This is a genomic window from Vibrio sp. ECSMB14106 (assembly GCF_000972265.1).
Taxonomy (GTDB): Bacteria; Pseudomonadota; Gammaproteobacteria; order Enterobacterales; family Vibrionaceae; genus Vibrio; species Vibrio kanaloae.
The window spans coordinates 151,975-177,664 of record NZ_LAUM01000005.1 but is presented as its reverse complement, the minus strand read 5'-3'; the positions used below and the strand labels follow the sequence as shown (position 1 = coordinate 177,664).

Annotated in this window: 20 protein-coding genes and 2 tRNA genes; 5 read left to right on the top strand and 17 right to left on the bottom strand. The window is 44.2% G+C overall.

The window, feature by feature from the left end; translation table 11 throughout:
* Positions 1–77: 77 nt before the first annotated feature.
* The 10 genes from infB to rlmE form a co-directional block, all read right to left on the bottom strand.
* The gene (gene infB / locus WR49_RS05570) at positions 78–2,768 is read right to left on the bottom strand and encodes a translation initiation factor IF-2 (protein ID WP_046223350.1); all 2,691 of its coding nucleotides are present in this window, start codon (positions 2,766–2,768) and stop codon (positions 78–80) included.
* A 22-nt stretch (positions 2,769–2,790) separates the two neighbouring features.
* The gene (gene nusA / locus WR49_RS05565) at positions 2,791–4,278 is read right to left on the bottom strand and encodes a transcription termination factor NusA (RefSeq protein ID WP_017056669.1); all 1,488 of its coding nucleotides are present in this window, start codon (positions 4,276–4,278) and stop codon (positions 2,791–2,793) included.
* A 35-nt stretch (positions 4,279–4,313) separates the two neighbouring features.
* On the bottom strand, positions 4,314–4,769 hold the full coding sequence (gene rimP, locus WR49_RS05560; RefSeq protein WP_017056668.1) for a ribosome maturation factor RimP: 456 nt from the start codon (positions 4,767–4,769) through the stop codon (positions 4,314–4,316).
* A 234-nt stretch (positions 4,770–5,003) separates the two neighbouring features.
* Positions 5,004–5,080, bottom strand: a tRNA-Met gene (locus tag WR49_RS05555).
* A 53-nt stretch (positions 5,081–5,133) separates the two neighbouring features.
* Positions 5,134–5,218: transfer RNA gene (locus WR49_RS05550), tRNA-Leu, on the bottom strand.
* Between the two features lie 16 nt (positions 5,219–5,234).
* Positions 5,235–5,567, bottom strand: a complete 333-nt coding sequence (gene secG / locus WR49_RS05545) for a preprotein translocase subunit SecG (protein ID WP_004734504.1) — start codon at positions 5,565–5,567, stop codon at positions 5,235–5,237.
* A 275-nt stretch (positions 5,568–5,842) separates the two neighbouring features.
* Positions 5,843–7,183 (bottom strand): phosphoglucosamine mutase, encoded by a 1,341-nt coding sequence (glmM, locus tag WR49_RS05540; RefSeq protein ID WP_017056667.1) that lies wholly within the window; start codon positions 7,181–7,183, stop codon positions 5,843–5,845.
* 21 nt (positions 7,184–7,204) lie between these two features.
* Positions 7,205–8,035 carry a dihydropteroate synthase gene (gene folP, locus WR49_RS05535; RefSeq protein WP_046223349.1) on the bottom strand — a complete coding sequence of 277 codons (831 nt, stop codon included), beginning with the start codon at positions 8,033–8,035 and terminating at the stop codon, positions 7,205–7,207.
* Between the two features lie 88 nt (positions 8,036–8,123).
* Positions 8,124–10,079, bottom strand: coding sequence for an ATP-dependent zinc metalloprotease FtsH (ftsH, locus tag WR49_RS05530; RefSeq protein WP_046223348.1), 1,956 nt, complete (start codon positions 10,077–10,079; stop codon positions 8,124–8,126).
* Positions 10,080–10,186: 107 nt separating this feature from the next.
* Positions 10,187–10,816: a 23S rRNA (uridine(2552)-2'-O)-methyltransferase RlmE gene (rlmE, locus tag WR49_RS05525; RefSeq protein WP_017056664.1), complete on the bottom strand. Its 630-nt coding sequence runs from the start codon at positions 10,814–10,816 to the stop codon at positions 10,187–10,189.
* A 114-nt stretch (positions 10,817–10,930) separates the two neighbouring features.
* On the opposite strand from rlmE, the gene yhbY reads away from it, so the two are divergent.
* Positions 10,931–11,227: a ribosome assembly RNA-binding protein YhbY gene (gene yhbY / locus WR49_RS05520; RefSeq protein WP_004734509.1), complete on the top strand. Its 297-nt coding sequence runs from the start codon at positions 10,931–10,933 to the stop codon at positions 11,225–11,227.
* A gap of 126 nt (positions 11,228–11,353) precedes the next feature.
* Here yhbY and greA read toward each other — a convergent pair whose 3' ends face one another.
* Positions 11,354–11,827, bottom strand: coding sequence for a transcription elongation factor GreA (greA, locus tag WR49_RS05515; RefSeq protein ID WP_017056663.1), 474 nt, complete (start codon positions 11,825–11,827; stop codon positions 11,354–11,356).
* A 516-nt stretch (positions 11,828–12,343) separates the two neighbouring features.
* Between greA and WR49_RS05510 the strand changes: the two genes are divergently transcribed.
* Positions 12,344–13,360: a porin gene (locus tag WR49_RS05510; protein WP_046223347.1), complete on the top strand. Its 1,017-nt coding sequence runs from the start codon at positions 12,344–12,346 to the stop codon at positions 13,358–13,360.
* Between the two features lie 109 nt (positions 13,361–13,469).
* Complete coding sequence (dacB, locus tag WR49_RS05505; RefSeq protein ID WP_046223346.1) at positions 13,470–14,903, top strand: serine-type D-Ala-D-Ala carboxypeptidase; 1,434 nt, start codon at positions 13,470–13,472, stop codon at positions 14,901–14,903.
* Positions 14,904–15,028: 125 nt separating this feature from the next.
* Here dacB and WR49_RS05500 read toward each other — a convergent pair whose 3' ends face one another.
* Together WR49_RS05500 and tyrS are read right to left on the bottom strand one after the other, a co-directional pair.
* The gene (locus tag WR49_RS05500; RefSeq protein ID WP_046223345.1) at positions 15,029–15,874 is read right to left on the bottom strand and encodes a magnesium transporter; all 846 of its coding nucleotides are present in this window, start codon (positions 15,872–15,874) and stop codon (positions 15,029–15,031) included.
* A 402-nt stretch (positions 15,875–16,276) separates the two neighbouring features.
* Positions 16,277–17,464: a tyrosine--tRNA ligase gene (gene tyrS, locus WR49_RS05495; protein WP_046223344.1), complete on the bottom strand. Its 1,188-nt coding sequence runs from the start codon at positions 17,462–17,464 to the stop codon at positions 16,277–16,279.
* 129 nt (positions 17,465–17,593) lie between these two features.
* Between tyrS and WR49_RS05490 the strand changes: the two genes are divergently transcribed.
* Positions 17,594–18,883: a peptidoglycan DD-metalloendopeptidase family protein gene (locus WR49_RS05490; protein ID WP_046223343.1), complete on the top strand. Its 1,290-nt coding sequence runs from the start codon at positions 17,594–17,596 to the stop codon at positions 18,881–18,883.
* Positions 18,884–18,955: 72 nt separating this feature from the next.
* On the opposite strand, the gene WR49_RS05485 is transcribed toward WR49_RS05490, so the two are convergent.
* The 3 genes from WR49_RS05485 to erpA form a co-directional block, all read right to left on the bottom strand.
* On the bottom strand, positions 18,956–22,069 hold the full coding sequence (locus WR49_RS05485; RefSeq protein ID WP_046223342.1) for an efflux RND transporter permease subunit: 3,114 nt from the start codon (positions 22,067–22,069) through the stop codon (positions 18,956–18,958).
* 10 nt (positions 22,070–22,079) lie between these two features.
* Positions 22,080–23,204 (bottom strand): efflux RND transporter periplasmic adaptor subunit, encoded by a 1,125-nt coding sequence (locus WR49_RS05480; RefSeq protein WP_046223341.1) that lies wholly within the window; start codon positions 23,202–23,204, stop codon positions 22,080–22,082.
* A gap of 275 nt (positions 23,205–23,479) precedes the next feature.
* On the bottom strand, positions 23,480–23,821 hold the full coding sequence (gene erpA, locus WR49_RS05475; protein WP_004734539.1) for an iron-sulfur cluster insertion protein ErpA: 342 nt from the start codon (positions 23,819–23,821) through the stop codon (positions 23,480–23,482).
* 285 nt (positions 23,822–24,106) lie between these two features.
* Between erpA and hemL the strand changes: the two genes are divergently transcribed.
* Positions 24,107–25,402, top strand: a complete 1,296-nt coding sequence (gene hemL, locus WR49_RS05470) for a glutamate-1-semialdehyde 2,1-aminomutase (protein WP_017056655.1) — start codon at positions 24,107–24,109, stop codon at positions 25,400–25,402.
* A gap of 141 nt (positions 25,403–25,543) precedes the next feature.
* Here the strand turns inward: hemL and WR49_RS21695 are convergent, their stop codons facing one another.
* Positions 25,544–25,669 carry a hypothetical protein gene (locus WR49_RS21695; protein WP_017056654.1) on the bottom strand — a complete coding sequence of 42 codons (126 nt, stop codon included), beginning with the start codon at positions 25,667–25,669 and terminating at the stop codon, positions 25,544–25,546.
* Between the last annotated feature and the right edge of the window lie 21 nt (positions 25,670–25,690).

The following is a 25,690-nucleotide window of genomic DNA, read 5'->3' as shown; positions in this document are numbered from 1 at the left end:
CAACAACCGATTACTTATTACCTTTACTAGTAGTAATGTTAGTAACCTTAGTCAATATGTCGAGTCGTACAGACTGATTAGTCTAGAGTACGTTTAACCTCAACGATTTCGAATACTTCGATCTGGTCACCAACGCGAACGTCGTTGTAGTTCTTAACGCCGACACCACACTCGTAACCATTCTTAACTTCTTGAACGTCATCTTTAAAGCGACGAAGTGACTCTAGTTCACCTTCGTAGATAACAACGTTTTCACGAAGTACACGGATTGGGTTGCTACGCTTAATCGTACCTTCAGTAACGATACAACCAGCGATTGCGCCAAGTTTAGGCGACTTAAATACGTCACGAACTTGTGCAAGACCAATGATCTCTTGACGGAATTCAGGAGCAAGCATACCGCCCATCGCCTGTTTAACTTCGTCAATCAGTTGGTAAATGATTGAGTAGTAACGTAGATCTAGGTTTTCATTCTGAACCGTGTTACGCGCAGTTGCGTCAGCACGAACGTTGAAACCAAGGATGATAGCGTTAGAAGCTGCAGCAAGCGTTGCATCAGTTTCAGTAATACCACCAACACCAGAACCTACGATGTTCACTTTAACTTCGTCAGTTGACAATTTCAGTAGAGAGTCGGCAATCGCTTCTACAGAACCTTGAACGTCAGCTTTAAGTACAACGTTAAGCTCAGCTACTTCGCCAGCCGTCATGTTCGCGAACATGTTCTCTAGTTTCGCTTTTTGTTGGCGAGCTAGTTTAACATCACGGAATTTACCTTGACGGTAGTTCGCAACTTCACGTGCTTTACGCTCATCACGTACAACAGTCGCTTCGTCACCTGATGCAGGTACGCCAGAAAGACCTAGAATTTCTACAGGGATAGATGGACCTGCAGTTTCGATGTCTCTGCCGTTCTCATCGCGCATTGCACGAACACGGCCGTACTCTTGACCACAAAGAACGATGTCGCCTTTGTTTAGAGTACCAGACTGTACTAATACTGTTGCAACTGGACCGCGGCCTTTATCAAGACGGGATTCAACAACAACACCTGAAGCCATGCCTTCTTTAACCGCAGTAAGCTCAAGAACTTCAGACTGAAGAAGAATTGCTTCTAGAAGACCATCGATATTTGTGCCCTGTTTTGCAGAGATGTGAACGAAGATATTCTCGCCGCCCCACTCTTCAGGGATAACGTCGTATTGAGCCAGCTCATTCTTAACGTTGTCTGGGTTTGCACCCTCTTTGTCGATCTTGTTCACAGCAATAATCAGAGGAACGCCTGCCGCTTTCGCGTGCTGGATTGCTTCGATTGTTTGTGGCATTACGCCATCGTCTGCTGCAACAACAAGTACAACGATATCTGTCGCTTGAGCACCACGAGCACGCATAGCAGTAAACGCCGCGTGTCCAGGAGTATCAAGGAACGTAATCATACCATTGTCAGTATCCACGTGGTAAGCACCAATGTGCTGTGTGATACCGCCAGCTTCGCCAGAAGCAACGTGTGCTTTACGAATGTAATCCAGTGTTGAAGTTTTACCGTGGTCAACGTGACCCATGATAGTTACAACAGGAGCACGACCTTCTGCGATAGCATCGCTATCACGGTCAGCTAGTACTGCTTCTTCTAATTCATTTTCTTTACGAAGGATAACCTTGTGGCCCATCTCTTCAGCAACAAGCTGCGCTGTTTCTTGGTCAATCACTTGGTTGATAGTCGCCATAGCGCCCATCTTCATCATCACTTTGATAACTTCAGTTGCTTTAACTGACATTTTGCTTGCCAGTTCAGAAACAACGATAGTCTCGCCGATAGCAACGTCAGATTTAGCAACAGTTGCTGATTTATCGAAGCCTTGCTGCATTGAAGTTGGTTTAGCAAGTCTACCTTTACCACCACGACCACGTTGGTTACGACCACCACGGTTATTACCTGGCTGGTTAGCCGGAGCCGCTTTCTTCTTACGACGACGAGGAGCTTTCTCCTCTTTTTTATCTGCTGCATCTTCGGCTTCACGAGCGTAAGTAGAAGTCGTCAAATGGTAATCCGCAGATTTCTCTTGCTCTTTCTTCTTCTTCTCTTCTTCAGACCAGCGTTCTTGGTTTTCTTCAGCTAACTTACGAGCTTCTTCAACAAGCTTAGCTGCTTCAGCTTCTGCTTTACGAGTTGCTTCTTGCTCTTGACGAGCTTTAAGTTCATCCGCTTCTTTTTTCGCTTGTGCGTTAGCGTCTGCATTTTTTGAATTCATGTCTTTTTTAGCCTTTTCAGCTTGTGCGCGTTGAGCCTTCTCTTCAGCATCACGTTTTGCATCCGCTTCACGTTTAACTTTTTCTTCGGCTTCGCGCTGTGCTTTCTCTGCAGCATCACGTTTCGCTTGCTCTTCAGCATCGCGTTGTGCTTTCTCTTCCGCTTCACGATTAGCTACTTCCTCAGCTTCACGTTTCGCTTCATCTTCAATAGTGCTGCGTTTCACGTAAGTACGCTTTTTACGTACCTCGACTTGAACATCCTTACTCTTACCGCCTCCAGCGGCAACACTTAGCGTGCTGCGGGTCTTGCGTTGAAGAGTTAAACGAGTCGGTTCTGTTTCGCCAGAAGTATCGCCGTGCTCCTTTTTAAGGTGCGTTAGCAATGTTTGCTTCTCTGAATCAGTCACTTGATCCGACCCTGCTTTCTTCATGCCTGCATCAGCAAGTTGTTCAATTAAGCGGTCAACTGGCGTACCAATCTCTTCACTCAGTGCTTTAACTGTTAATTGTGTCATACCGCTTTCTCTCCTTGCTGAATTATTCTTCGTCGCCGAACCAACAGATGTTACGCGCAGCCATAATTAGCTCGCCTGCACGCTCTGCAGTTAGGTCTTCGATGCCTTCTAGTTCATCAACGCCTTGGTCAGCTAGGTCTTCCAATGTCGCAACGCCTTTTGCTGCTAGCTTATAAGCCATTTCACGCTCAAGACCTTCAAGTGCAAGTAAATCTTCAGCTGGCTCGACACCGTCGAAAGTTTCTTCTTGCGCTAGCGCTAGAGTAGTCAGTGCGTCTTTTGCGCGGTTACGTAGTTCTTCAACAATGCCTTCGTCTAGACCATCTACTTCAAGAAGCTCGTTCACAGGAACGTATGCTACTTCTTCAAGCGTAGAGAAGCCCTCTTCAACAAGCATTTGAGCAAAGTCTTCTTCAATATCTAGATGCTTCATGAAGTTTTCAATAGAAGCAACTGCTTCTTCTTGGTGCTTCTTCTGAAGATCTTCGACAGTCATGACGTTCAGTTCCCAACCAGTTAGTTGAGATGCTAGACGTACGTTTTGACCACTACGACCGATAGCTTGCGCTAGATTGTCAGCTTCAACCGCGATGTCCATTGAATGTGTATCTTCATCTACGATAATAGAAGCAACATCAGCAGGAGCCATAGCGTTGATTACGAATTGTGCCGGGTTATCGTCCCAAAGCACGATATCGATACGTTCACCGCCAAGATCGTTAGAAACAGCTTGTACACGTGCCCCACGCATACCAACACACGCACCAACAGGGTCAATACGTTTGTCGTTTGTTTTCACAGCGATTTTAGCACGAGAACCAGCGTCACGTGCAGCACCTTTAAGTTCAATTAGCTCTTCACCAATCTCAGGTACTTCAACACGGAATAGTTCAGCTAGCATTTCTGGCTTCGAACGAGTAACGAAAAGCTGGAAGCCGCGAGCTTCTGGTTTCACTGCGTATAGAAGACCACGAACACGATCACCTGGACGGAAGTTTTCACGAGGAAGTTGGTCATCACGAAGGATTACCGCTTCTGCGTTATTACCAAGGTCTAGAATAATGGTATCACGGTTAACTTTCTTAACTGCGCCAGTTACTAGCTCGCCTTCGTTATCAATAAACTGTTCAACAATTTGAGCACGCTCAGCTTCACGTACTTTTTGTACGATAACTTGCTTAGCTGTTTGAGTCGTAATACGGTCAAACGTTACTGATTCGATATCATCTTCGATGAAACCGCCAAGTTCGATCTCTGGATCATCGTACTTTGCAGCTTCAATAGAGATTTCTTTTGTTGGAAACTCAACTTCCTCAACAGCTTCCCAACGGCGGAAAGTTTCGAAATCACCCGTTTTACGGTCAATCTCAACACGAACTTCAATTTCTAGTTCGCTTTTCTTTTTTGTTGCCGTAGCAAGCGCGATTTCAAGCGCTTCAAAAATACGCTCACGAGGAACTGCTTTCTCATTAGAAACAGCTTCTACTACCGCCAAAATTTCTTTGTTCATTAATCTAGCCTCTTAAGCTCTTCTCTCTAGGAGAACTAAAATTTAGGGATCAGGTTAGCTTTCGCAATATTGCTAAGGACGAATTCTTCTTCTTGTCCTTCTACCAATACTTTCACTGTCTCGCCTTCGATAGATTGGATATTACCTTTCCATTTACGACGGTTGCCGACAGCCATTTTTAAAACGATGCTTACCTCGTGACCAATAAATTGTTGGTAATGCTCTGCTTTGAACAATGGTCTTTCTAAACCTGGTGAAGACACTTCAAGGTTATAAGCCACTGAAATTGGATCTTCAACGTCCATTACGGCACTGACTTGGTGACTAACTTCAGCACAATCATCTACATTAATACCGTTTGGTGAATCGATGTAAATACGTAGCGTTGAGTGCTCACCAGCACGAATAAATTCTAATCCAACTAACTCATAACCTGATGCTGCTACTGGAGCGTCAAGCATTTCAGTAAGTTGTCTTTCTAAACCAGTCATTTAACCACTCCAGAAACAAAAAAAGGGCTCAAAGCCCAATTTAAATTCCAAGCAAATATTATCTAAACGCATTTACAAATGCTTAGATAACAAAAAACCCCGTATAAGCCGGGGTTTTTATTGCTGGACCCTTATATGCTAAGAGTTATCATATTAGATATTCACTTAGCTCACAGTGAGGTTCACACTGTGCAAACTTGCCACCAACACATGCTACATTATAGCATTGAAAATTGGTTGCGGGAGCCGGATTTGAACCGACGACCTTCGGGTTATGAGCCCGACGAGCTACCAAACTGCTCCATCCCGCGTCCGACTTGTGAGCATTATACGCCCAACAAGATGTTTTACAAGTTTGTAAACATGGTGCCGAGAGAGGGACTCGAACCCTCACACCCTAAGGCACTAGCACCTCATGCTAGCGTGTCTACCAATTTCACCATCTCGGCATCAAATCTTTACAGATTATTGTGGAATTTCGTCGCCTTGCGTCGGAACTTCACTCACTGCATCTTCAGCTTGTTGAATTACCTGACCTTGGGTCGGGTCAATCCACTGAGACTCAGTTTTATGTGTAGACATATTACCAAGTACTAAGCTAAGGATAAAAAATGTAGTTGCAAAAACTGCAGTCATTCGGGTAAGGAAATTTCCTGAGCCACCAGCACCAAACACAGTGTTTGAAGCGCCAGCACCGAAAGAGGCTCCCATATCTGCGCCTTTACCTTGTTGAATCAACACTAGGCCAATTACACCAAGCGCTGCCAACAGGTAAATCACAAGTAGAACTGTAAACATTTTTCCACCTATGTTCCTAATTGTTGAGCCAGCGCCGTTCAAAAAATACTTTCATGAACAAGGCTAGCGGCCTCCTAACTGAAGGCCGAGCAATACTAGCGAATGCAGCGTGGCCTGACAAGAGGATTTTTCCAAAAAATAAGTCTTTACCAAGTGAGTGGTCAAAAAAAGGCCAAAAGCGACACTAAACACACTCAGGTCCCTTTAGCCCCTATATAACTCAACCATTTCTAATAACAGGGAACACTCAGTACGCCTGTTAAAGTTAAGGCTGATTAGCAGTTAGCTTTTACTGCATCAGCAATCTTAAGTGCAGATGATTGAACAAGTTCAGCGTCTTCACCCTCGACCATCACGCGCAGTAAAGGCTCTGTGCCAGACTTACGAAGTAGTACACGACCTTTCTCACCAAGTTCAGCTTCCACTTCAACCACAGCCGCCTTAACCGCTTCTGCTTCTAGTGGGTTTGAGTCTCCGCTGAAGCGAACATTTTCGAGAACTTGAGGGTATAAAGTCATACCTTGAGAAAGTTCATTCAATGTCATATTACTGTCCACGACTGATGCTAGTACTTGCAGGGCAGCAACAATAGCATCACCCGTAGTTACTTTATCCAACAAGATAACGTGACCAGAGTTTTCAGCACCGATTTTCCAACCTTTAGCCAGAAGCTGCTCCATTACATAACGGTCACCGACAGCGGCACGTACAAATGGAATACCTAGCTGCTTAAGGCCGTTTTCCATACCAAGGTTGGTCATTAATGTACCAACAACGCCCCCCTTCAGCTCACCACGACGCAATGCATCACGAGCAATGATGTAAGCGATTTGGTCGCCATCTACCTTGTTACCGAGTTCATCAACCATAATGATGCGGTCGCCGTCACCATCAAAACCAAGCCCTAAAGCCGCTCCCTCTTCAAGTACTTTAGCTTGCAGCGCTCTAACATCTGTTGCGCCTACTTCGTGATTGATGTTGGTACCGTTAGGCTCAACACCAATCGCAATCACTTCAGCACCAAGCTCTCTGAATACAGCAGGAGCAATATGGTAGGTCGCGCCATGTGCACAATCGACAACGATCTTCATTCCAGCAAGCGTCATCTGATTTGGAAATGTACTCTTACAAAATTCAATGTAACGACCAGCCGCATCGTTTAGACGTACTGCTTTACCCAGCTCAGAAGAATCAACACACTCAATGTCTTTATCTAGTTCTGCTTCAATGGCCAATTCAATATCATCAGGCAACTTTGTACCTTCCGAAGAGAAAAATTTAATGCCATTATCGTAATATGGGTTATGTGACGCAGAGATAACTATCCCAGCTTCCGCACGGAATGTTTGTGTTAGGTAAGCAACAGCCGGGGTCGGCATAGGGCCTGTAAAGGTCGCCTGAAGACCAGCTGCAGCAAGGCCTGCCTCTAAAGCTGATTCAAGCATGTAGCCAGAAATACGAGTATCTTTACCAATGATTACTTTCTTTGTACCCTGTTTCGCAAGAACACGTCCCGCAGCCCAGCCAAGCTTCAGAACAAAATCAGGGGTAATCGGGTATTGGCCTACCTTGCCACGCACACCATCTGTTCCGAAGTAACGTCTTTTATCTGACATGTGGATTTTCCTTAATTATTATTAGTGATTGTTATTCATCACTTCGATTATCTTCATCGCTTCTAACGTGTCTTCAACATCGTGAACGCGAATAATTTGAGCCCCTTTCATTGCAGCGATAGTCGCGCAAGTGACACTAGCGACCATGCAATCTGCTGGGGCTTTGTCTAGTAGCTTAAAGATCATCGATTTTCTCGACATCCCCGCTAAGACTGGCAACCCAAGCGTGTGAAATTTTTCAAGGTGCGCTAATAGGTGGTAATTATGCTCAATGGTTTTACCAAAACCAAAACCAGGATCCAGAATCAGCTGCTCTTTTGATATACCAACAGCCTCACAAGCCTCTACCCTTTCTTTTAAGAACGCTTCGACATCCGTTAGGACATCATCGTAATTTGGGTTGGCTTGCATGGTTCTTGGCTGACCTTTCATGTGCATCAGGCAAACTGGCACATTCGCATCGGCGGCAACTTGTAAAGCTCCGGGGTCTTGCAATGCGCGCACATCATTGATCAAATCAGCCCCCGCTTCAACAGCCTCGCGCATCACTTCAGGTTTACTGGTATCAATAGAGATCCAAACATCAAATTTAGCGCGAATTGCTTTAATTGTAGGAATCACCCGGGAAAGCTCTTCTTCTAGGGAAACGTCAGGTGCTCCTGGGCGAGTCGATTCACCACCAATATCAATAATGCTCACGCCAGCTTGAATCATTCGTTCTGCTTGCAGTAAGGCATTATCTAATGAATTGAATTTCCCACCATCAGAGAAAGAATCAGGGGTGATATTGAGGATGCCCATTACATGTGGGCGGTCTAAAACAAGAGTTTTATTGTTTGCTTTTAATATCATGAAATGCAGCTCTTAAAAAGTAAAACACTTAAGGCTATAAACAGAAAAACCCTGAGCATAGTCAGGGTTTTAATTTATAGATTAGTGATTAAGAATCTTTGTTTTGAGCATCATCTGATTCAGACTTAACTTCTTCAACTTTCGACTCTTCAGCTGTTGCTTCTTCTGATTTCGCTTCAGGTTTAGCTTCTTCCTTTGCAGGTTCTGCTTTCGCCTGATCACCCCAACCAGCAGGCTCACGAATGTCGTCTTTACGTTCCATCAAGTCATCAATCTGACCAGCATCAATCGTTTCAAACTTCATTAGCGCATCTTTCATCGAGTGCATGATATCCATGTTCTCTTCAAGAATTTGCTTCGCACGAGCATAGTTACGGTCGATTAGGATACGAATCTCTTCATCGATCAGCTTAGTAGTATCGTCAGAAACATGTTTCGCTTGGCTCATACCGCGACCTAGGAAAACTTCGCCTTCTTCTTCAGCATATAGAAGAGGGCCCAGTTTTTCAGAGAAGCCCCACTGCGTAACCATCTTACGAGCAATATCAGTTGCACGTTCGATATCGTTAGACGCACCAGTCGAAACTTTGTCTTTACCATAGATAAGTTCTTCAGCAAGACGACCACCGTACAAACTAGAGATCATTGACTCTAGATGTTGGCGAGACATGCTTATGCGATCTTGCTCGGGGAGGTACATAGTTACACCAAGCGCACGACCACGTGGAATGATTGACACCTTGTACACAGGATCGTGTTCAGGCACCAAACGACCAACAATTGCGTGACCCGCTTCATGGTAAGCCGTTGACTCTTTCACTTCTTCAGACATAACCATCGAACGGCGCTCGGCACCCATCATAATTTTGTCTTTCGCAAGTTCAAACTCAACCATAGATACATTACGCTTGTTACCGCGAGCAGCAAATAGCGCCGCTTCGTTAACAAGGTTCGCTAGATCTGCACCAGAGAAACCTGGAGTACCACGAGCAATCAGAGATGGTTCAACATCACCTGATAATGGAACTTTACGCATGTGTACTTTAAGAATCTGTTCACGACCACGTACATCAGGTAGACCAACCACAACTTGACGGTCAAAACGACCCGGACGAAGTAATGCTGGGTCAAGTACATCTGGACGGTTAGTCGCAGCAATAACAATAATACCCTCGTTACCCTCGAAACCATCCATCTCAACCAGCATTTGGTTCAGCGTTTGTTCACGTTCATCATGACCACCACCAACACCAGCGCCACGTTGACGACCTACGGCATCGATTTCATCGATAAAGATGATACATGGTGCAGCCTTCTTCGCTTGTTCAAACATGTCACGTACACGAGATGCACCAACACCAACGAACATTTCTACGAAGTCAGAACCTGAAATAGTAAAGAAAGGTACTTTCGCTTCACCTGCAATCGCTTTTGCAAGCAATGTCTTACCAGTACCAGGAGGACCAACCAACAGAATACCTGTCGGGATCTTACCGCCTAGTTTTTGGAAACGACTAGGGTCACGAAGGTAGTCAACAAGTTCTTTAACGTCTTCTTTTGCTTCGTCACAACCTGCAACATCAGCAAACATCGTTTTAATTTGTTCTTCGCTCATCATACGAGCTTTGCTCTTACCGAAAGACATCGCGCCTTTACCGCCGCCACCGCCTTGCATTTGACGCATGAAGAAAATCCATACACCAATCAGTAAGATCATTGGGAACCATGAGATGAAGATAGTGCCAAGCAGGCTCTGCTCTTCAGGTGGTGTACCCTGAACTTTTACGTTTTGATTAATTAAGTCATCAAGTAGCTTTTGATCATAAACAGGCATGTAAGTTACATACTTAGCACCACCGCCACGACGTGTGAAAGTGATTTCGCTGTTATTGAACTGTGCGTCTTGAATCTGGCCTTGGCCAACTTCCTGTACAAACGTGGTGTAATCTACTGATCTGCCGTTACTTTCCCCAGGGCCAAAGCTCTGGAATACCGACATCAACACTACAGCGATAACAAGCCACAGAATTAAATTTTTTGCCATGTCACTCAAGGTGTCAGCCTCTCGATAACTAATTGTAATTAAAGGTAGGGTACTACAGTTTATAACCTGTAGCCATATTGTTAACTCTAACTCTTAGAAGAGAATCGTTAACCTTTGTAACCAGTGGCTACGATAAACACTTCACGAGAGCGAGCTCGAGAAGAGTCGGGTTTTCTAACTTTGACTGTTTTAAACATCTCACGGACGTCCTTAACATATTGATCAAACCCTTCGCCTTGGAATACTTTTACAACAAAACTACCATTGGTAGCTAGAACTTGTCGACACATATCCAAAGCTAATTCAACTAAATACATAGCTCGTGGCTGATCCACAGAATTATTACCTGCTATATTAGGCGCCATATCTGACATCACTACGTCGACCATGTTTGGCTGTATACGTTCCAGTAGAGCTTCTAGCACAACATCTTCGCGGAAATCGCCTTGTAAGAAACTAACCCCAGCAATAGGGTCCATTGGCAATAAGTCACACGCAATGATTTGTCCGCTGTCTCCCGCAATCTTAGCAGCATATTGAGACCAACCGCCAGGTGCGGCCCCCAAATCCACAATAGTCATCCCTGGAGACATCAATTTATCTTTCGTCTGAATCTCTTCCATTTTGAAATAAGCACGCGAGCGATAACCTTTTTTTCTTGCTTCGTTTGCGTACTTGTCGTCGAAGTGCTCCTTCAACCAACGGCCTGAACTAGCCGAATGTTTCTGTTTACTCATTGGATACCTAAATTAGAGGAAAGTACTAATTACTGAATAAATTATAGTCTTAAGCTTTAGATGGCGTTAAAATAGGTTTTTTCAACCCTAATAGTAAAGAAAATTGGCCGCGTAATGAACCTAAGTACCAAACAAAAGCAGCATCTAAAGGGCCTAGCTCACAGTTTAAAACCTGTTGTGCTAATGGGCGCAAATGGACTTACTGAAGCTGTTCTAGCGGAAATCGAATTAGCTCTAGACCACCACGAACTGATCAAAATTAAAGTTGCATCAGAAGACCGTGAGACTAAGCAACTGATTATCGACGCCATTGTACGTGAATCTAAAGCTGAGAAAGTCCAGACTATCGGTAAGGTTCTAGTACTGTTCCGTCAGTCAGAAGCACGAAAAATCGAGATTCCACGTAAATAAGTTAGCGATATAATAAGCTAGCATCACAAAGAAAGATCTACTGCTCTTATCTTTTAGTGTAGCGTGAGAAACGAAAAAGGTCGCATTAAGCGACCTTTTTACTTATCAAAAACAAAGACAATTCAATTAGATATATTCTACTTTGTCGATTTCGAAGTCTTTGTCACCTCCAGGGGTGGAGATTATTACTTCGTCGCCTTCCATTTTACCGATAAGGCCACGAGCAATTGGCGATTTCACAGAAATGCGACCCGTTTTGATGTCTGCTTCGTCTTCTGAGACGATTTGGTAGCGGAACTCATCATCTGTATCCACATCGATAAGCGTCACTGTCGTACCAAAGATAATCTTGCCCGTATTATCCATTTGCGTTACATCGATGATCTGAGCCAGCGATAGCTTGTATTCGATATCACGGATTTGAGCTTCACAAATACCCTGCTCTTCACGAGCCGCGTGATATTCAGCATTCTCTTTTAGGTCACCTAGTTCACGTGCTTCACCAATAGCTGCTGAGATAACAGGGCGTAGCTTAAGTAGGCGATCTAATTCGTCACGTAGCTGCTGAGCGCCACGTACTGTCATTGGAACCTTTTCCATTTTTTACCTCTATGCCAAAGCTTTCTTTGGCCAACATAAATCCACCCAACGTATTTACTGGGTGGTAGAAACAAAACGATATGGCTTAGTGTAAACAAACTTGATAGCTAAATCATCTTTATTCAACTTTGCATTATAAAAGCTTTATCTAAGTCTAAATTACAGGCATCACAAAAATCAATACTAATCTCCCGACCAACAAATCGGAGATAAAATACCTAAAAATAACAAAAACAAACCAAATAAACATAGATCACACTTCAACTAAAATTATTTTAAAACAACAGTTTAAATAACAAAAAAACCAATAAAACAGCGTTCAGTATTTTTATTGATATCATTTTACTAACGAAGCATTGAACTTTAAGGGTAAAAAGAACCCCATGAATTGCTCTAGCAAGTTTTGCACTTTTGCTCTAAGCATGATTATGAAGCTTGATTAATACGAGTAATACACAAAAAGGATTCAAATCCTTGATAAATACCTTTATGGACAGTAATTAGGAAATTAATAACATGAACAAGACTATGATCGCGCTTGCTGTATCTGCTGCAGCTCTTGCTACTGGCGCTAACGCGGCAGAACTATACAACCAAGACGGTAACTCTGTTGAAATGGGCGGCCGTGCTGAAGCTCGTCTATCTTTAAAAGATGGCAAAGCTGAAGACAAAACACGTATCCGTCTTAACTTCCTAGGTAAAGTTGAAATCCAAGACGGCCTATACGGCGTTGGTTTCTACGAAGGTGAATTCACAACAAACGAAAACGGTGGCGCTACAGATAACGAAGATAGCACTGACATTACTAACCGTTACACGTACGCTGGTCTAGGCGGTACATTTGGTGAAGTGACTTACGGTAAAAACGAAGGTGCTCTAGGTGTAATCACAGACTTCACCGATATCATGGCTTACCACGGTAACTCTGCTGCAGACAAAATCGCTGTAGCTGACCGTTCTGACAACATGCTTTCTTACAAAGGTCAATTCCAAGACCTAGGCCTAAAAGCAAGCTACCGCTTTGCTGACCGCTCGGAAAATGCTGCAGGTGAATACGTTGATAACAACGCAGATGGCTACTCTCTATCTGCTATCTACGCGATCGGCGAGACTGGCGTTAAGCTAGGTGCTGGTTACGCAGACCAAGACCAATCTAACGAGTACATGCTTTCTGGTTCTTACGCTATCTCTGACCTGTACTTCGCAGGTGTATTCACAGACGGCGAAAAAGCAGCAGCATTCAAAGATTCTGTTGACTACACAGGTTACGAATTAGCAGCAGCTTACACTCTTGGCCAAACTGTATTTACAACTACGTACAACAACGCTGAAACTAACGATGAAACGTCTGCAGACAACATCGCAATCGACGCTACGTACTACTTCAAGCCTAACTTCCGTGGTTACGTATCTTACAACTTCAACCTAATTTCTGAAGGCGATAAGATCGGTAGCACTGCGCAACTAAGCTCTTCAGCAACTTCTGCTGACGCTGAAGACGAAATAGCTCTAGGTCTACGTTACGACTTCTAATTCTGATTATCTAATTGATTAGTTAATTGAGAATCAAAACGCCCGCTATCTAGCGGGCGTTTTTTTATATCTGTATACTGAAAATATCAGCCATCCAAGAAAATCTTCTATGCACCTTCTACCCACACTACTTCTATGTGGCTTATCACTTGGTAGCTACTCAATTACCTCTTTCGCTTACGCTCCTTTAAATAAACTGCCCGCTGGCAGTAGCACAAGTTTAATCTTAGGATCTCTAAGTGGCGATTTAAATGAAATGGATATCGACAGTGGTGGCTTCTATCCACCAGCTAGCACTTTAAAACTGGTCACGGCTTTGGCGGCTAAATTAGAATTAGGGGATGACTTTCACTATACGACTAGCATTTCTCGTTCTAGTAAGGATGCAGTGATCTCATTTAGCGGAGACCCAACGCTACAGCGAGAGGATCTAAAAAGCCTTTTAGCTCAATACGCTAAATCTCAATCCGGAACCATCACGGGCAACTTATACCTAGATAACTCGGCTTTTACGGGCTATCAACGAGCGGTTGGTTGGCCTTGGGACATTCTAGGCGTTTGTTACAGCGCGCCTTCTAGTGCAATGACGTTAGACAGCAACTGCGCACAAGCCTCTATTTATACGAAAGATAACGGTACCACACGAGTATATATCCCAGCTCATTATCCGATAGACGTGACAACCACCGCAGCCACCGTAACTCGATCAGGGCAGAAGGCCACACAATGCAACTTAGAGCTCATTACTACTCCAAACAATACTTACAAGCTTTCTGGTTGCTTGATTGAACGTAAGAAGCCATTACCACTCAAGTTCGCGATTCAAAACCCAGAACTTTACACCTATCAAGTCGTCACTTCGCTTCTTAAAGAGCTGAAAATCCAAGTTAAAGGCGACGTAGTTATTGGTAAAAAAGCTAAAGTAAACAAAACCATATTAGTCGCGAGTCACCGTTCTGAAAAACTTCCAGAACTGCTCGATACCATGCTGAAGAAATCAGACAACCTCATCGCAGACAACCTAACCAAAACGCTTGGTGCAACGTTTTATGCCCAGCCCGGTAGCTTTAATAATGGTACTGAAGCAATAAAACAGATATTGCAGACCAAGGCCAACATTGACCTAAGCAAAGCGCAGTTGGTCGATGGTTCAGGGTTATCGAGGAATAATCGCATGACCTCACAAACCATGGCTCAGGTTCTGCGTTACATCTGGGATAATGACCAACAGCTCAACCTGATTGAGGCTATGCCTACATCAGGCACTGATGGAACGCTCAAATATCGTCAAAGCATGAGAAAAGCACCTACCCAAGGCAACATCATTGCCAAGAGTGGATCTCTATACGGCAGTTACAACATGGCGGGATACGGATTAGATCAGGCGGGAAAACCAAACTCTCTGTTTGTGCAGTTTGTCCGTGATTACTTCCCTGAAGAACAGAATCCAGACAAACCAGTAGAAGCGCCGATCACTCAGTTTGAACGTGCTTTCTACAAAGATGTGGTCGAGTTCAGTCAAACACAAAGCAAATCTAAGTAATGCGTAGTTCTGTGTAAGCATCTACTTAAACAATAAAAATGGCGCTGAAGACCTTCAATCTTCAGCGCCATTTTTGTTTCTCAGATGTATTTAACTATTTTTATAAGTGCCTATTTTTATAAGAGCTAAGCGATTCCTAGGAATGAGTTCACGACAGTGAAGTAGATCCACATTCCTGAGATATCAACTATCGAAGCAAGCACCGGGCTCACTAACACCGCTGGATCAAGCTTAAACAACCTTGCTACGATCGGTAACCCAGCACCTAATACTGTTGATATCGTCACCTGAATAAATAGCGCCATCGCAATCGCAAAAGCAATCATATTGATGTCGTACTCCCCTATTGACTGGTTATCACTAAACAATAAGATACGACCGATCATCACCACAGCTATAGCAAAAGCTAAGCAAATGGCGACTCTAAACTCCTTCCATAAAACTTGAGCCCATTGGCGCTTCTTCATCTCACCGGTGGCTAAGGCTCTGATCACCAGAGTCGCAGCTTGGGTGCCCGTGTTACCACCCGCTGCGGCTATAACAGGCATATAGATCGCCAGCAGTACCAATTGGCTCAGGATATCTTCATATTGAGCAATGATAAGTCCAGAAACAATACCAAGTAACGCTAAGGCGATAATCCAACCGATACGCTGCCTAACGTGGCTCATAACCCCCGTTGAAAGGTAACCCTGCTGAGGCTCAACCTCTGAATAGATCAACCCTAGTTGGTGAGCTAAATGTCGAGAACGCTTCTCAAAGCCTTGCTCCTCTAAACCACTAAGTAAGGCCTGAATCGCACTGAGAGAACATTGTCCAAGTACTAACACCGCATCCTCAAGTGGCATACGGTTCAAAAGGTTAATTTGTTGCTCACGTCCGTATTGCTGAAATGCATTAGATACAGCTCGGATGTCTTGCTCTGAATACAGAGCTTCAATAGATAAAAAAGTGTTGTTCATTACCGTCATGACGAATCTCCCGATTGGCAAAGGTAACGACCATCAAAACAAATAGCCTACACTAGTACACAAAAAGCATACCGCTAGGCGCACCAAGAGCTTAACGCACAGATGTGTCTATTTGTTAGAATCTAGAGTGTGGAAAAGAATTAGAGGGGAAAACAAAGATACCCTACCGGAACGGCAGGACAATAGATCAATACCGAGTCAGGTTATTCTTCTCCATTCAAACTAGGAGGATGGTCGGTATTGTTCATAAAAATCTCCAGAATTACTGCCAATTTGACAGCGCGCGCAGTGTAGCAGCTCACGTTCAAAAACTTTGTCAAATTTCGGTCAATAGTTCTTATTTTGAGGGGAATAAAAAAGGCATCCATAGATGCCTTTTCGATAAATCATCGAGCCTTAATATTACTTGATAGTAATACGAGCAAATTTACGCTTACCAACTTGGTAAACGGCGGTACCTGCTTCCGGTACAAATTTGCTGTCTTCAATCTTTTCGCCTTCAAGCTTAGCTGCGCCTTGCTTAATCATACGCATCGCATCAGAAGTCGAGTTTACTAGACCCGCTTCTTTTAGAACGTTAGCAATGGGTAGGCCTGCTTCGAATTCGAATTCAGGCATATCATCTGGTACTTGGTTCTTCGCAAAACGATTAACGAATTCTTGTTCAGCCGCTTCTGCGTCCGCTTCACTGTGGAAACGAGCAATGATCTCTTTAGCTAAAAGAACTTTCACGTCACGCGGGTTTTTACCTGCATCAACGCCAGCTTTTAGTTCCGCAACGTCTTCAAGTGGACGGAAAGATAGTAGCTCGTAGTAGCTCCACATTAGATCGTCAGAGATCGACATGATCTTACCAAACATCTCGCTTGGTGCTTCGCTGATACCAATGTAATTGTGCGCAGACTTAGACATCTTCTTAACACCGTCTAGACCAACCAACAGTGGCATCATCAATACTGTTTGTGGTTTTTGACCTGCCGCTTTTTGCAGTTCACGACCCATTAGAAGGTTAAACTTTTGGTCAGTACCGCCAAGTTCAACATCGCTCTCTAGTGCAACAGAGTCGTGACCTTGTAGAAGTGGGTACATGAATTCGTGGATTGCGATCGGTTGACTACCAGCATAACGTTTTTTAAAGTCATCACGCTCAAGCATACGAGCAACGGTTTGGTTAGAAGCAAGACGAATCATACCTTCAGCACCAAGCTCAGATAACCACTCAGAGTTGAAACGAATTTGTGTTTTCGCAGGATCTAGAATCTTGAATACTTGCTCTTTGTAAGTTTCAGCATTCTTCAATACGTCTTCACGGCTTAGTGGTGGACGAGTGGAGTTCTTACCTGATGGGTCACCAACCATTGCAGTAAAATCACCAATAAGGAATGTCACTTCATGACCAAGCTCTTGGAAAGCACGAAGCTTGTTAAAGATAACCGTATGGCCCAAGTGGATATCTGGAGCAGTTGGATCGGCACCCAGCTTAATGCGTAAAGGACGACCTTCTTTTAACTTAGCTATCAGTTCGTCTTCTGGAATTAGTTCTTCTACGCCACGTTTGATCTCGGCTAGTGCAGCTTCAATACTCGCCATTCTTGTTCACTCCCACAGATTTGGCAAAAATATAATAATTAGACATCTTACTTGAATAGCGATGTATTTTGAAACCAGTTACACTATTCCATCGTCGATTTTCATCATATTTACAAAACGAACCGGAACATGTTATCAATTTTTGCACGTCTTCCTATTTTGCACCGGGCTTTTATCGCATTTTTTAGTGCTGTAATTTTCGTCGCGATTTTCTTACTCCCTGATGTCAACAGCTTACGTGACGACACTGGCGCTTTAGTCGTGGGAAAACATTACCCACTAGCTATCAATGCATCTATTCTTACCAATTCAAGTGACACACTACCAACATCAGTACTCAATTGGGAAAAATATACCGTTCGCTCTGGCGAAAGCACCTCTGTTTTATTCGAACGCATCGGCCTCTCATACCGCTTACTGATCACTCTACTTAATACCAATAATGATATTAAAAATCAGCTATCTAACCTAAGACCCGGCGATGTTTTGCAATTTGGTTTTGATGAAAACAACAACCTTATTCAGCTAAAACGACAGCTTAGTGCATTTGAAAACTTTAAAATCACCAAGTCTGGTGATTCCTTTTCCTCGAGTTTTGACAAAAAAGAAATTGCCTACCAATACAATTATGCCGAAGCCAATATTACGTCGAATTTCTGGAATGCAGGCGTGAGCGCAGGGCTAACCGCAAATCAAATGATGGAGCTAGCGGGGATCTTCGGTTGGGATATCGACTTTGCGTTAGATATTCGCAAGAACGACAGCTTCAAAATCTTATACCAAGAGAAAGTGGTTGAAGGTGAAGTGGTTGGTCGCGGTAAAATTATGGCAGCTGTATTCAAAAACCAAGGCGACTCATTTACCGCGGTATTGGATGATAAGAGCGGCAACTACTTCGATGAAAATGGTCGAGCAATGAAGAAAGCGTTCTTGCGCTCACCAATTGATTTTCGTCGAGTAACATCGAACTTTAATCCTACCAGGAGACACCCAGTAACCGGTAAGGTTCGCGCTCACCGCGGTACTGACTACGCAGCTCCTGTTGGCACGCCTATCTGGGCAGCCGGTGACGGTATTGTTCAAAAGTCAGGTTACAACCAATTCAATGGTAACTACGTGTTCATCCGACACAGCAACACCTACATCACCAAGTACCTACACATGAAGCGACGTATGGTGAAAACAGGTCAGCGCGTAAAACAAGGCCAAACTATCGGTACTCTTGGTGGAACCGGTCGCGTGACTGGCCCACACTTACACTATGAATTCTTGGTCAACGGCATACATAAGAATGCACGGACGGTGAAACTGCCTCAATCAAAATCGTTGACCGGCAAAACGAAAACGACCTTCATTGCGAATTCAGGGCTCCGACTACAAAACCTTGAGCGATATGGTCAGTTGCTTGCGACCAATTAGATCGTTTACAGGTTTCAGCAACTTCACCGTTAAATAACCATATGAGAAGAGCCCCTATTTAGGTGCTCTTTTTTATTTTCGTCGAACCACAGTGTCTGTTATTTCAGATTTTTTGTTTCGCCCTATCATTAACAAACAAGGCGTCAGTACCAATGTCAGTACCGTCGCAAACGCCAATCCTCCTGCAATTGCCGTAGCCAATTGAGACCACCACTGCGTACTCGGAGCACCGAACTCTATTTTTTGATTTATCAGGTCGATGTTCATCTCTAAGACCATTGGCATCAAACCTAAAATGGTGGTTATCGTCGTTAACATTACCGGCCTTAAACGCTGAACACCAGTTCTTAGAATGGCATCTCGCTTATCTAAGCCTCTTTTAATTAACTGGTTATAGGTATCAATCAACACGATATTGTTGTTCACCACTATCCCAGCAAGCGCAATAACCCCAATGCCAGACATCACGATGCCAAACGGACGCTGGAAGATAAGCAAGCCAACAAACACACCAACCGTTGAAAACAACACCGCACTGAGAATCAAGAATGCTTGATAGAAGCTATTGAACTGAGTGATCAGAATCAACGCCATTACTGCAAGAGCAACCATGAATGCACTTTGTAAGAAGGCCGAAGAGTTTTCTTGTTCTTCATTTTGACCACGGATACGGAACTCAACGCTACTCGGCAGCCCCAACTCTCTCAGCGACTGTTCGATCTTTGGCAGTTCGAGGGCAAGGTTATAGCCCTCTTCCATATCCGCCATGATGTTCACTACTCGCTTACCATCAAGACGCTTGATCGTGTCTTGCTTATGGTCAGGAACAATCTGCGCGAAGTTGGTAATCGGAACAAGACCTGCCGGTGTTTTGACTCTTAACTGGTCAAAGCGGCCAATGTCTCTCTTATCATTCGGGTAACGCACTAAGATGTCGACTTCTTCTGATGAGTCATCTGGCAGGTAATCACCAATCTTTAATCCATTGGTGACAAACTGAACGGTATTACCAACTAAGGTTGCATCCGCAGCAAAACGGGCAGCATCGTCTCGGCGAATATCCACCTTCCAATCTATACCGTCTTTACTCGCGGTATCACTAACATTGGTTAGCGCTTGGTTGCCGTCCGCCCAATGCCTCACAATTTTAGCCGCCTGATTAAGTTGCTCTGGTGTTTTTGCCGCCAGCTCAATCACTAAGTCATTTTCAACTGGCGGTCCTGCATCGGGAAACTTGAATTCAATCTCAACCCCTGGGTAAGGTTCAGTTTGTAGCTTCAACTCTTCAATGATCGCTTTAACACTACGACGATATTGCCAATCGACAGGTGTAATCGAGATCAAACCAATTTGATCGTCGCCACCCGTTCGTGTGTAAACAGTATCGAACTCATCATGATTCAGCATCATCTGTTCGATATCGCGCATAATCTCATCTTTTTCTTGAATTGAAAGATCACCATGTGAACGAACTTTGACGTTAAAAAATGGCGGATCGACTTCAGGGAAGAACTCAGCACCAAGCCCGGCCTTGGAGTAAGTAAAACCCACCGCAACCGCAAGTAATATCGCACCGAAAAGAATTTTAAATGGGTGACTAATCGCAATAGATAATGTGTGGTAGTACGCCTTGGTTAAGCCCGTTGCTTGTGAAAAATCGCCATTATGCAAAGCCACCATTCGAGCTTGGCTCTGAGGAGATACGTATTGAGGTTTACCAATCAACCCGCCTAGTACGGGAACAAACAACAACGCCATGATCAATGAAGCAGTTAAGGTCGCGATCAGTGTTAATGGCAAGAACTTCATGAACTCGCCCGTTACATCCGGCCAAAACAACAACGGAGCAAACGCCGCCAAGGTTGTTGCCGTAGAGGCAGTGATTGGCCATGCCATACGCTTAGCCGCATCTCGATAGGCTGCTTTACGCCCTTCCCCTTCTTGCATCCGCCTATCAGCAAACTCAGTAACCACAATCGCGCCATCGACCAACATACCAACAGCCATAATCAACGAAAATAGCACCACGATATTGACAGTTAAGCCAAATACAGACAAAACCAATAACCCCGTAAGAAATGACCCGGGGATTGAAATGCCAACCAGTAATGCGGTACGAACACCAAGAATTGCGATGATAACGATCACCACTAAAATGATGGCGGATAAGATATTGTTTTGAAGATCATTGAGCATGATCTTCACATCTTTAGATTCATCCCAGGTATATTTAACCAATAAATTATTTGGCCATTCCGCTTGCTGTTGAGCTCCGACCATAACAGCTTTGACTAACTCTACGGTTTCGATGATGTTCTCGCCTGCACGCTTCTTAATATCTAAGACAACTGCAGATTTACCATCTAAACGAGCAAAGCTCTCTGGATCTCGAAATGCTCGACGAACCGTAGCCACATCAGCGAATGTCACCACCTGTTTACCATCCACTTTGATAGGTAACTCAAGCACATCTTTTAAGGAATCAAAAACCGAAGGAACTTTGACAGAGAAACGCCCATAACCCGTATCAACGAAACCCGCCGCCACGACTCGGTTATTCAAAGCAATCAGATTGTAGATATCAGCTTGATCGAGGCTGTAACTTTCCATTAGTAAAGGATCAACGAGAATCTCTACGATATCATCACGATCACCCGCAATATCGACCTCTAGAATTTGCCGGTAGCTTTCTAATTCATCACCAAGATCGCGGGCTATTTGCACAATAGTTCGTTCAGGGACAGTACCGAATAACACAACCGAAAGTACCGGCTGCTCTGAAGCAAGCGTCACCTCATTCACAGTTGGCTCATCACTGTCTTCTGGTAGCTTTGGCTTAGCAAGATCCACCGCATCACGAACATCGGCCATCGCTTTAGTAAGATCGACACCAACGTTAAACTCCAACACAACGGAGGCGTGGCCTTCTGCTGCAGTTGCTGTCATCTCTTTTACGCCTTCAATCGACCTCAGCTCTTGCTCTATCGGCCTAACCAATAAGCGTTCAGCATCGGTTGGCGAAATACCTTGGTGCCCAACAGAGACATAGATAATCGGGATAGTAATGTCTGGGCTCGACTCTTTGGGGATCGTGATATAGGTGACGACACCGGCTACAAGGATTAACGCCAAAAGGGAGAGCATTGTTCGAGCTCGAGACAAGGCTGCATCAATGATTGAATACATCGGCAATCTCCTACTCAGCGGTTACATTTGAGGGTTCAGCGCCTTGCGCAACCGCAATCACCGAATCGCCATCACGCACAAAACCTTGGCCTACCGTGATGATATCAACGCGTTGTCCAAGTCCTGTGAGCCACACGCCATCTTGCTCGGCTTTTACTAATTGGATGCCCACAAACTTCACCGTTGGTGAGTCACTAGCAGAGACCAAAGTTTTGACCCCGAGGTTACCCGCTTCATCCAGTGCCAGCATCGCCGGTGTTATTTTGATTGCATCTCTTGTTTCTAGGTTGAGTTTAACTTCGGCACTGACACCTGCTGGTAATAGACCTTTAGAGTTATCGATTTCTATCTCGATTGGGAAGGTATTGGTAGAGGCAGAAGAGATTCGAGAAACATAACGTAAGCGACCTTCCGCATCTTCTCTTCCCAACAGGCGAACCAAGGCAGACTGATTAACTAACAAATGCTGGATATGACGTTCACTGACATCGGCTTCGATGACCAAAGGGTCGAGGTCAATCACGCCTGCAACTGGATCGCCAACACCAACGAAATCCCCTAATTCAACCATCAAATCTTGAACCACGCCCGAAAAAGGCGAAGTAATAACGGTATTCTTTAGAGCCAGTTCCGCGTTGCGCTTCATGGCCTTTGCTTCCGTTAGTGAAGCCTCTGCGGTGGTATAGGCTATCTCGCCTTGCAGCCCTCTTTTCTTCAGTGACTGCGCCGCTTTGAACTCTTTCTGCTTCAAGCGATATAAAGCCGAGGCTCGCTCAAGTTGAATTTCTAAATCACCCTTATCTATCTGAGCAATGGCTTGTCCAGCTCTAACCATATCCCCCTTAACAACGTTCAATCGAACAATCTTTCCCGCGACTTCGGCTCCTAAACGAGCATGTCTATCTGGCGCCGTTCTACCATAGAGATTAATACTTTTATAGGTAGGTGAAGAAGTGAATGTTTGAAAAGAAACCTTAGCCAGCGGAACCTCTGCCGTTTTTTTCTCTGGCGATTCTTCCGCTTGTCCCACTCCTAAACCAAGCCAAATAGACAACAACATCACGAGAATCAAAGAAACCAACCATGGCTGTTTAAGTTTCTGAGAAAGCAATGGGCCAGAAAAGAGAGAGGTCATAGCAAATCCTTTTATACTATATAATTAATTACGCCAATTAATTTAACATGTTATATACAACTTCCTGATGTACAAAAGTAACCTTAACAGACCAACGAAGAATGAAGTTGGACACGATCGACAGTTTAAAAAATATGCTGTTTACAAAAAGCCGGAATACTTTGAAAAATAATAAATTTAAAGTAGCAGTAAGTATTTTTAAGGTTCCTCTAAAACAAAAACGCCGAACATCAGTCCGGCGTTTACAATCTTTCAAGCCCTACTTTCCACTAAAGCTAGACGCTAAATGATGCACCACAACCACATGTTGTTGTCGCGTTCGGGTTGTTCACAAAGAAACGTGCGCCTTCTAGGCCTTCTGTGTAATCAACCATGCCGCCCATTAAGTACTGTAGGCTCATTGGGTCAACAACCAGCGTTACACCGCTGTTTACAATGGTAGTGTCACCATCATTTACTTTTTCATCAAATGTGAAGCCGTATTGGAAACCACTACAACCACCACCTGTAATATATACACGCAGTTTTAGTTCTGGGTTTTCTTCTTCAGCAATTAGCGTTTGTACGCGGGTAGCTGCTGCATCAGAAAAAGACAATGGGATATTTACTTCGCTCACGACAACCTCTCTTACCTGTGTCAAAAACAACATGATACAAATCTAATTCGAGACCATAGTTGTTGAGTATTTTCTTATATTCAGCTGATTATCTAATACCTGACTGAAACGTTCAAGTATTCACCACCGGATCCTCCCTTTTACTGCTGTAAACTGGCAATTAAAACGTGTAACCACACAAAACAACCAGATTCGGATGATTATATCGGCGAAAGCATTCCTAGTTGGATTCGGGATAGGTACAATGCGTGCCAATTGGTCCGACAGTCAAAAGAGGATATATCAATGACCAAATCAGCAGAGCTATACGAACAAGCACAGCAAACTATTCCTGGTGGCGTAAACTCTCCAGTTCGTGCATTCAATGGCGTAGGTGGTTCGCCAATCTTCGTTGAACGCGCTGATGGCCCACTTATTTTTGATGCTGATGGTAAAGCATATATCGATTACGTTGGCTCTTGGGGTCCAATGATTTTGGGTCACAACCACGCTGTTATTCGTGATGCAGTCATTGAAGCAGCTCAACGAGGCCTTAGCTTCGGTGCTCCAACTGAAACTGAAATCAAAATGGCTGAACTGGTATCTGAGATGGTTCCATCAATGGAACAGCTACGTATGGTTAGCTCGGGTACTGAAGCAACAATGAGTGCAATTCGCCTTGCTCGTGGCTTCACTGGTCGTGACAAAATCCTCAAGTTTGAAGGCTGTTACCATGGCCATGCAGACAGCCTACTAGTAAAAGCGGGGTCTGGCGCATTGACTTTAGGTCAACCAAGCTCTCCAGGTGTTCCTGCTGATTTTGCTAAGCTGACATTAACGGCAACGTTTAACAACCTAGATTCAGTACGTGAATTATTCTCTGCAAACAAAGGTGAAATCGCATGTATCATCGTTGAGCCAGTGGCGGGCAACATGAACTGTATCCCACCAGTAGAAGGCTTCCACGAAGGTCTACGTGAAATCTGTGACCAAGAAGGTGCATTGCTAATCTTTGATGAAGTAATGACAGGTTTCCGCGTTGCTGAAGGCTGTGCGCAGGCTTACTACAACATCAAGCCAGACCTAACGTGCCTTGGTAAAGTGATCGGCGGCGGTATGCCTGTGGGCGCTTTTGGTGGTCGCAAAGAAGTGATGCAATACATCGCACCAACAGGCCCAGTTTACCAAGCGGGGACGCTTTCAGGTAACCCTGTAGCAATGGCAGCTGGCTACGCATGTTTGAACCTTCTACGAGAAGAAGGTAACGAAAAACGTCTAGCTTCGAAAACGAAACAACTAGCGAATGGCTTCAAGCAGCTTGCTGACAAGCACGGTATTCCTTTACTTGTACACCAAGCTGGCGGTATGTTCGGCTTCTTCTTTACAGATCAAGAAACCGTAACCTGCTACGAAGATGTAACTAAGTGTGATGTTGAACGCTTCAAGCGCTTCTTCCACCTAATGCTTAAGCATGGTGTTTATCTTGCCCCATCAGCATTTGAAGCAAGCTTTACTTCTCTGGCTCATGGTTCAAAAGAGATTGATGCGACACTAGAAGCGGCTGACCGTTGTTTCGCGATCATTGCTTCTGAAAGTAATTAATCGAAAGTCCTTTATAAGTCGCTAACCGATTGAATTTAGGGCTGCATTAACGCAGCCCTTTTTAGTGCGCCGAGTTATTCAGCCTCGAGTATTTCCACTTAGATTATCCGTCAATTTGTTCGAAAACTTAACAAAAAGCGTCTAACGTTCCCAAAAAAGGAAAACCAACAGCATCAACGTACCAAGGAACATTCTGAACCACGGGATCTCTTTTTTTATTTGCTGTTCTTCGTCTTGGCATTTCTTATCTTTGTCACAGCACCCCATAATCAAAACTCCTCATTGCTA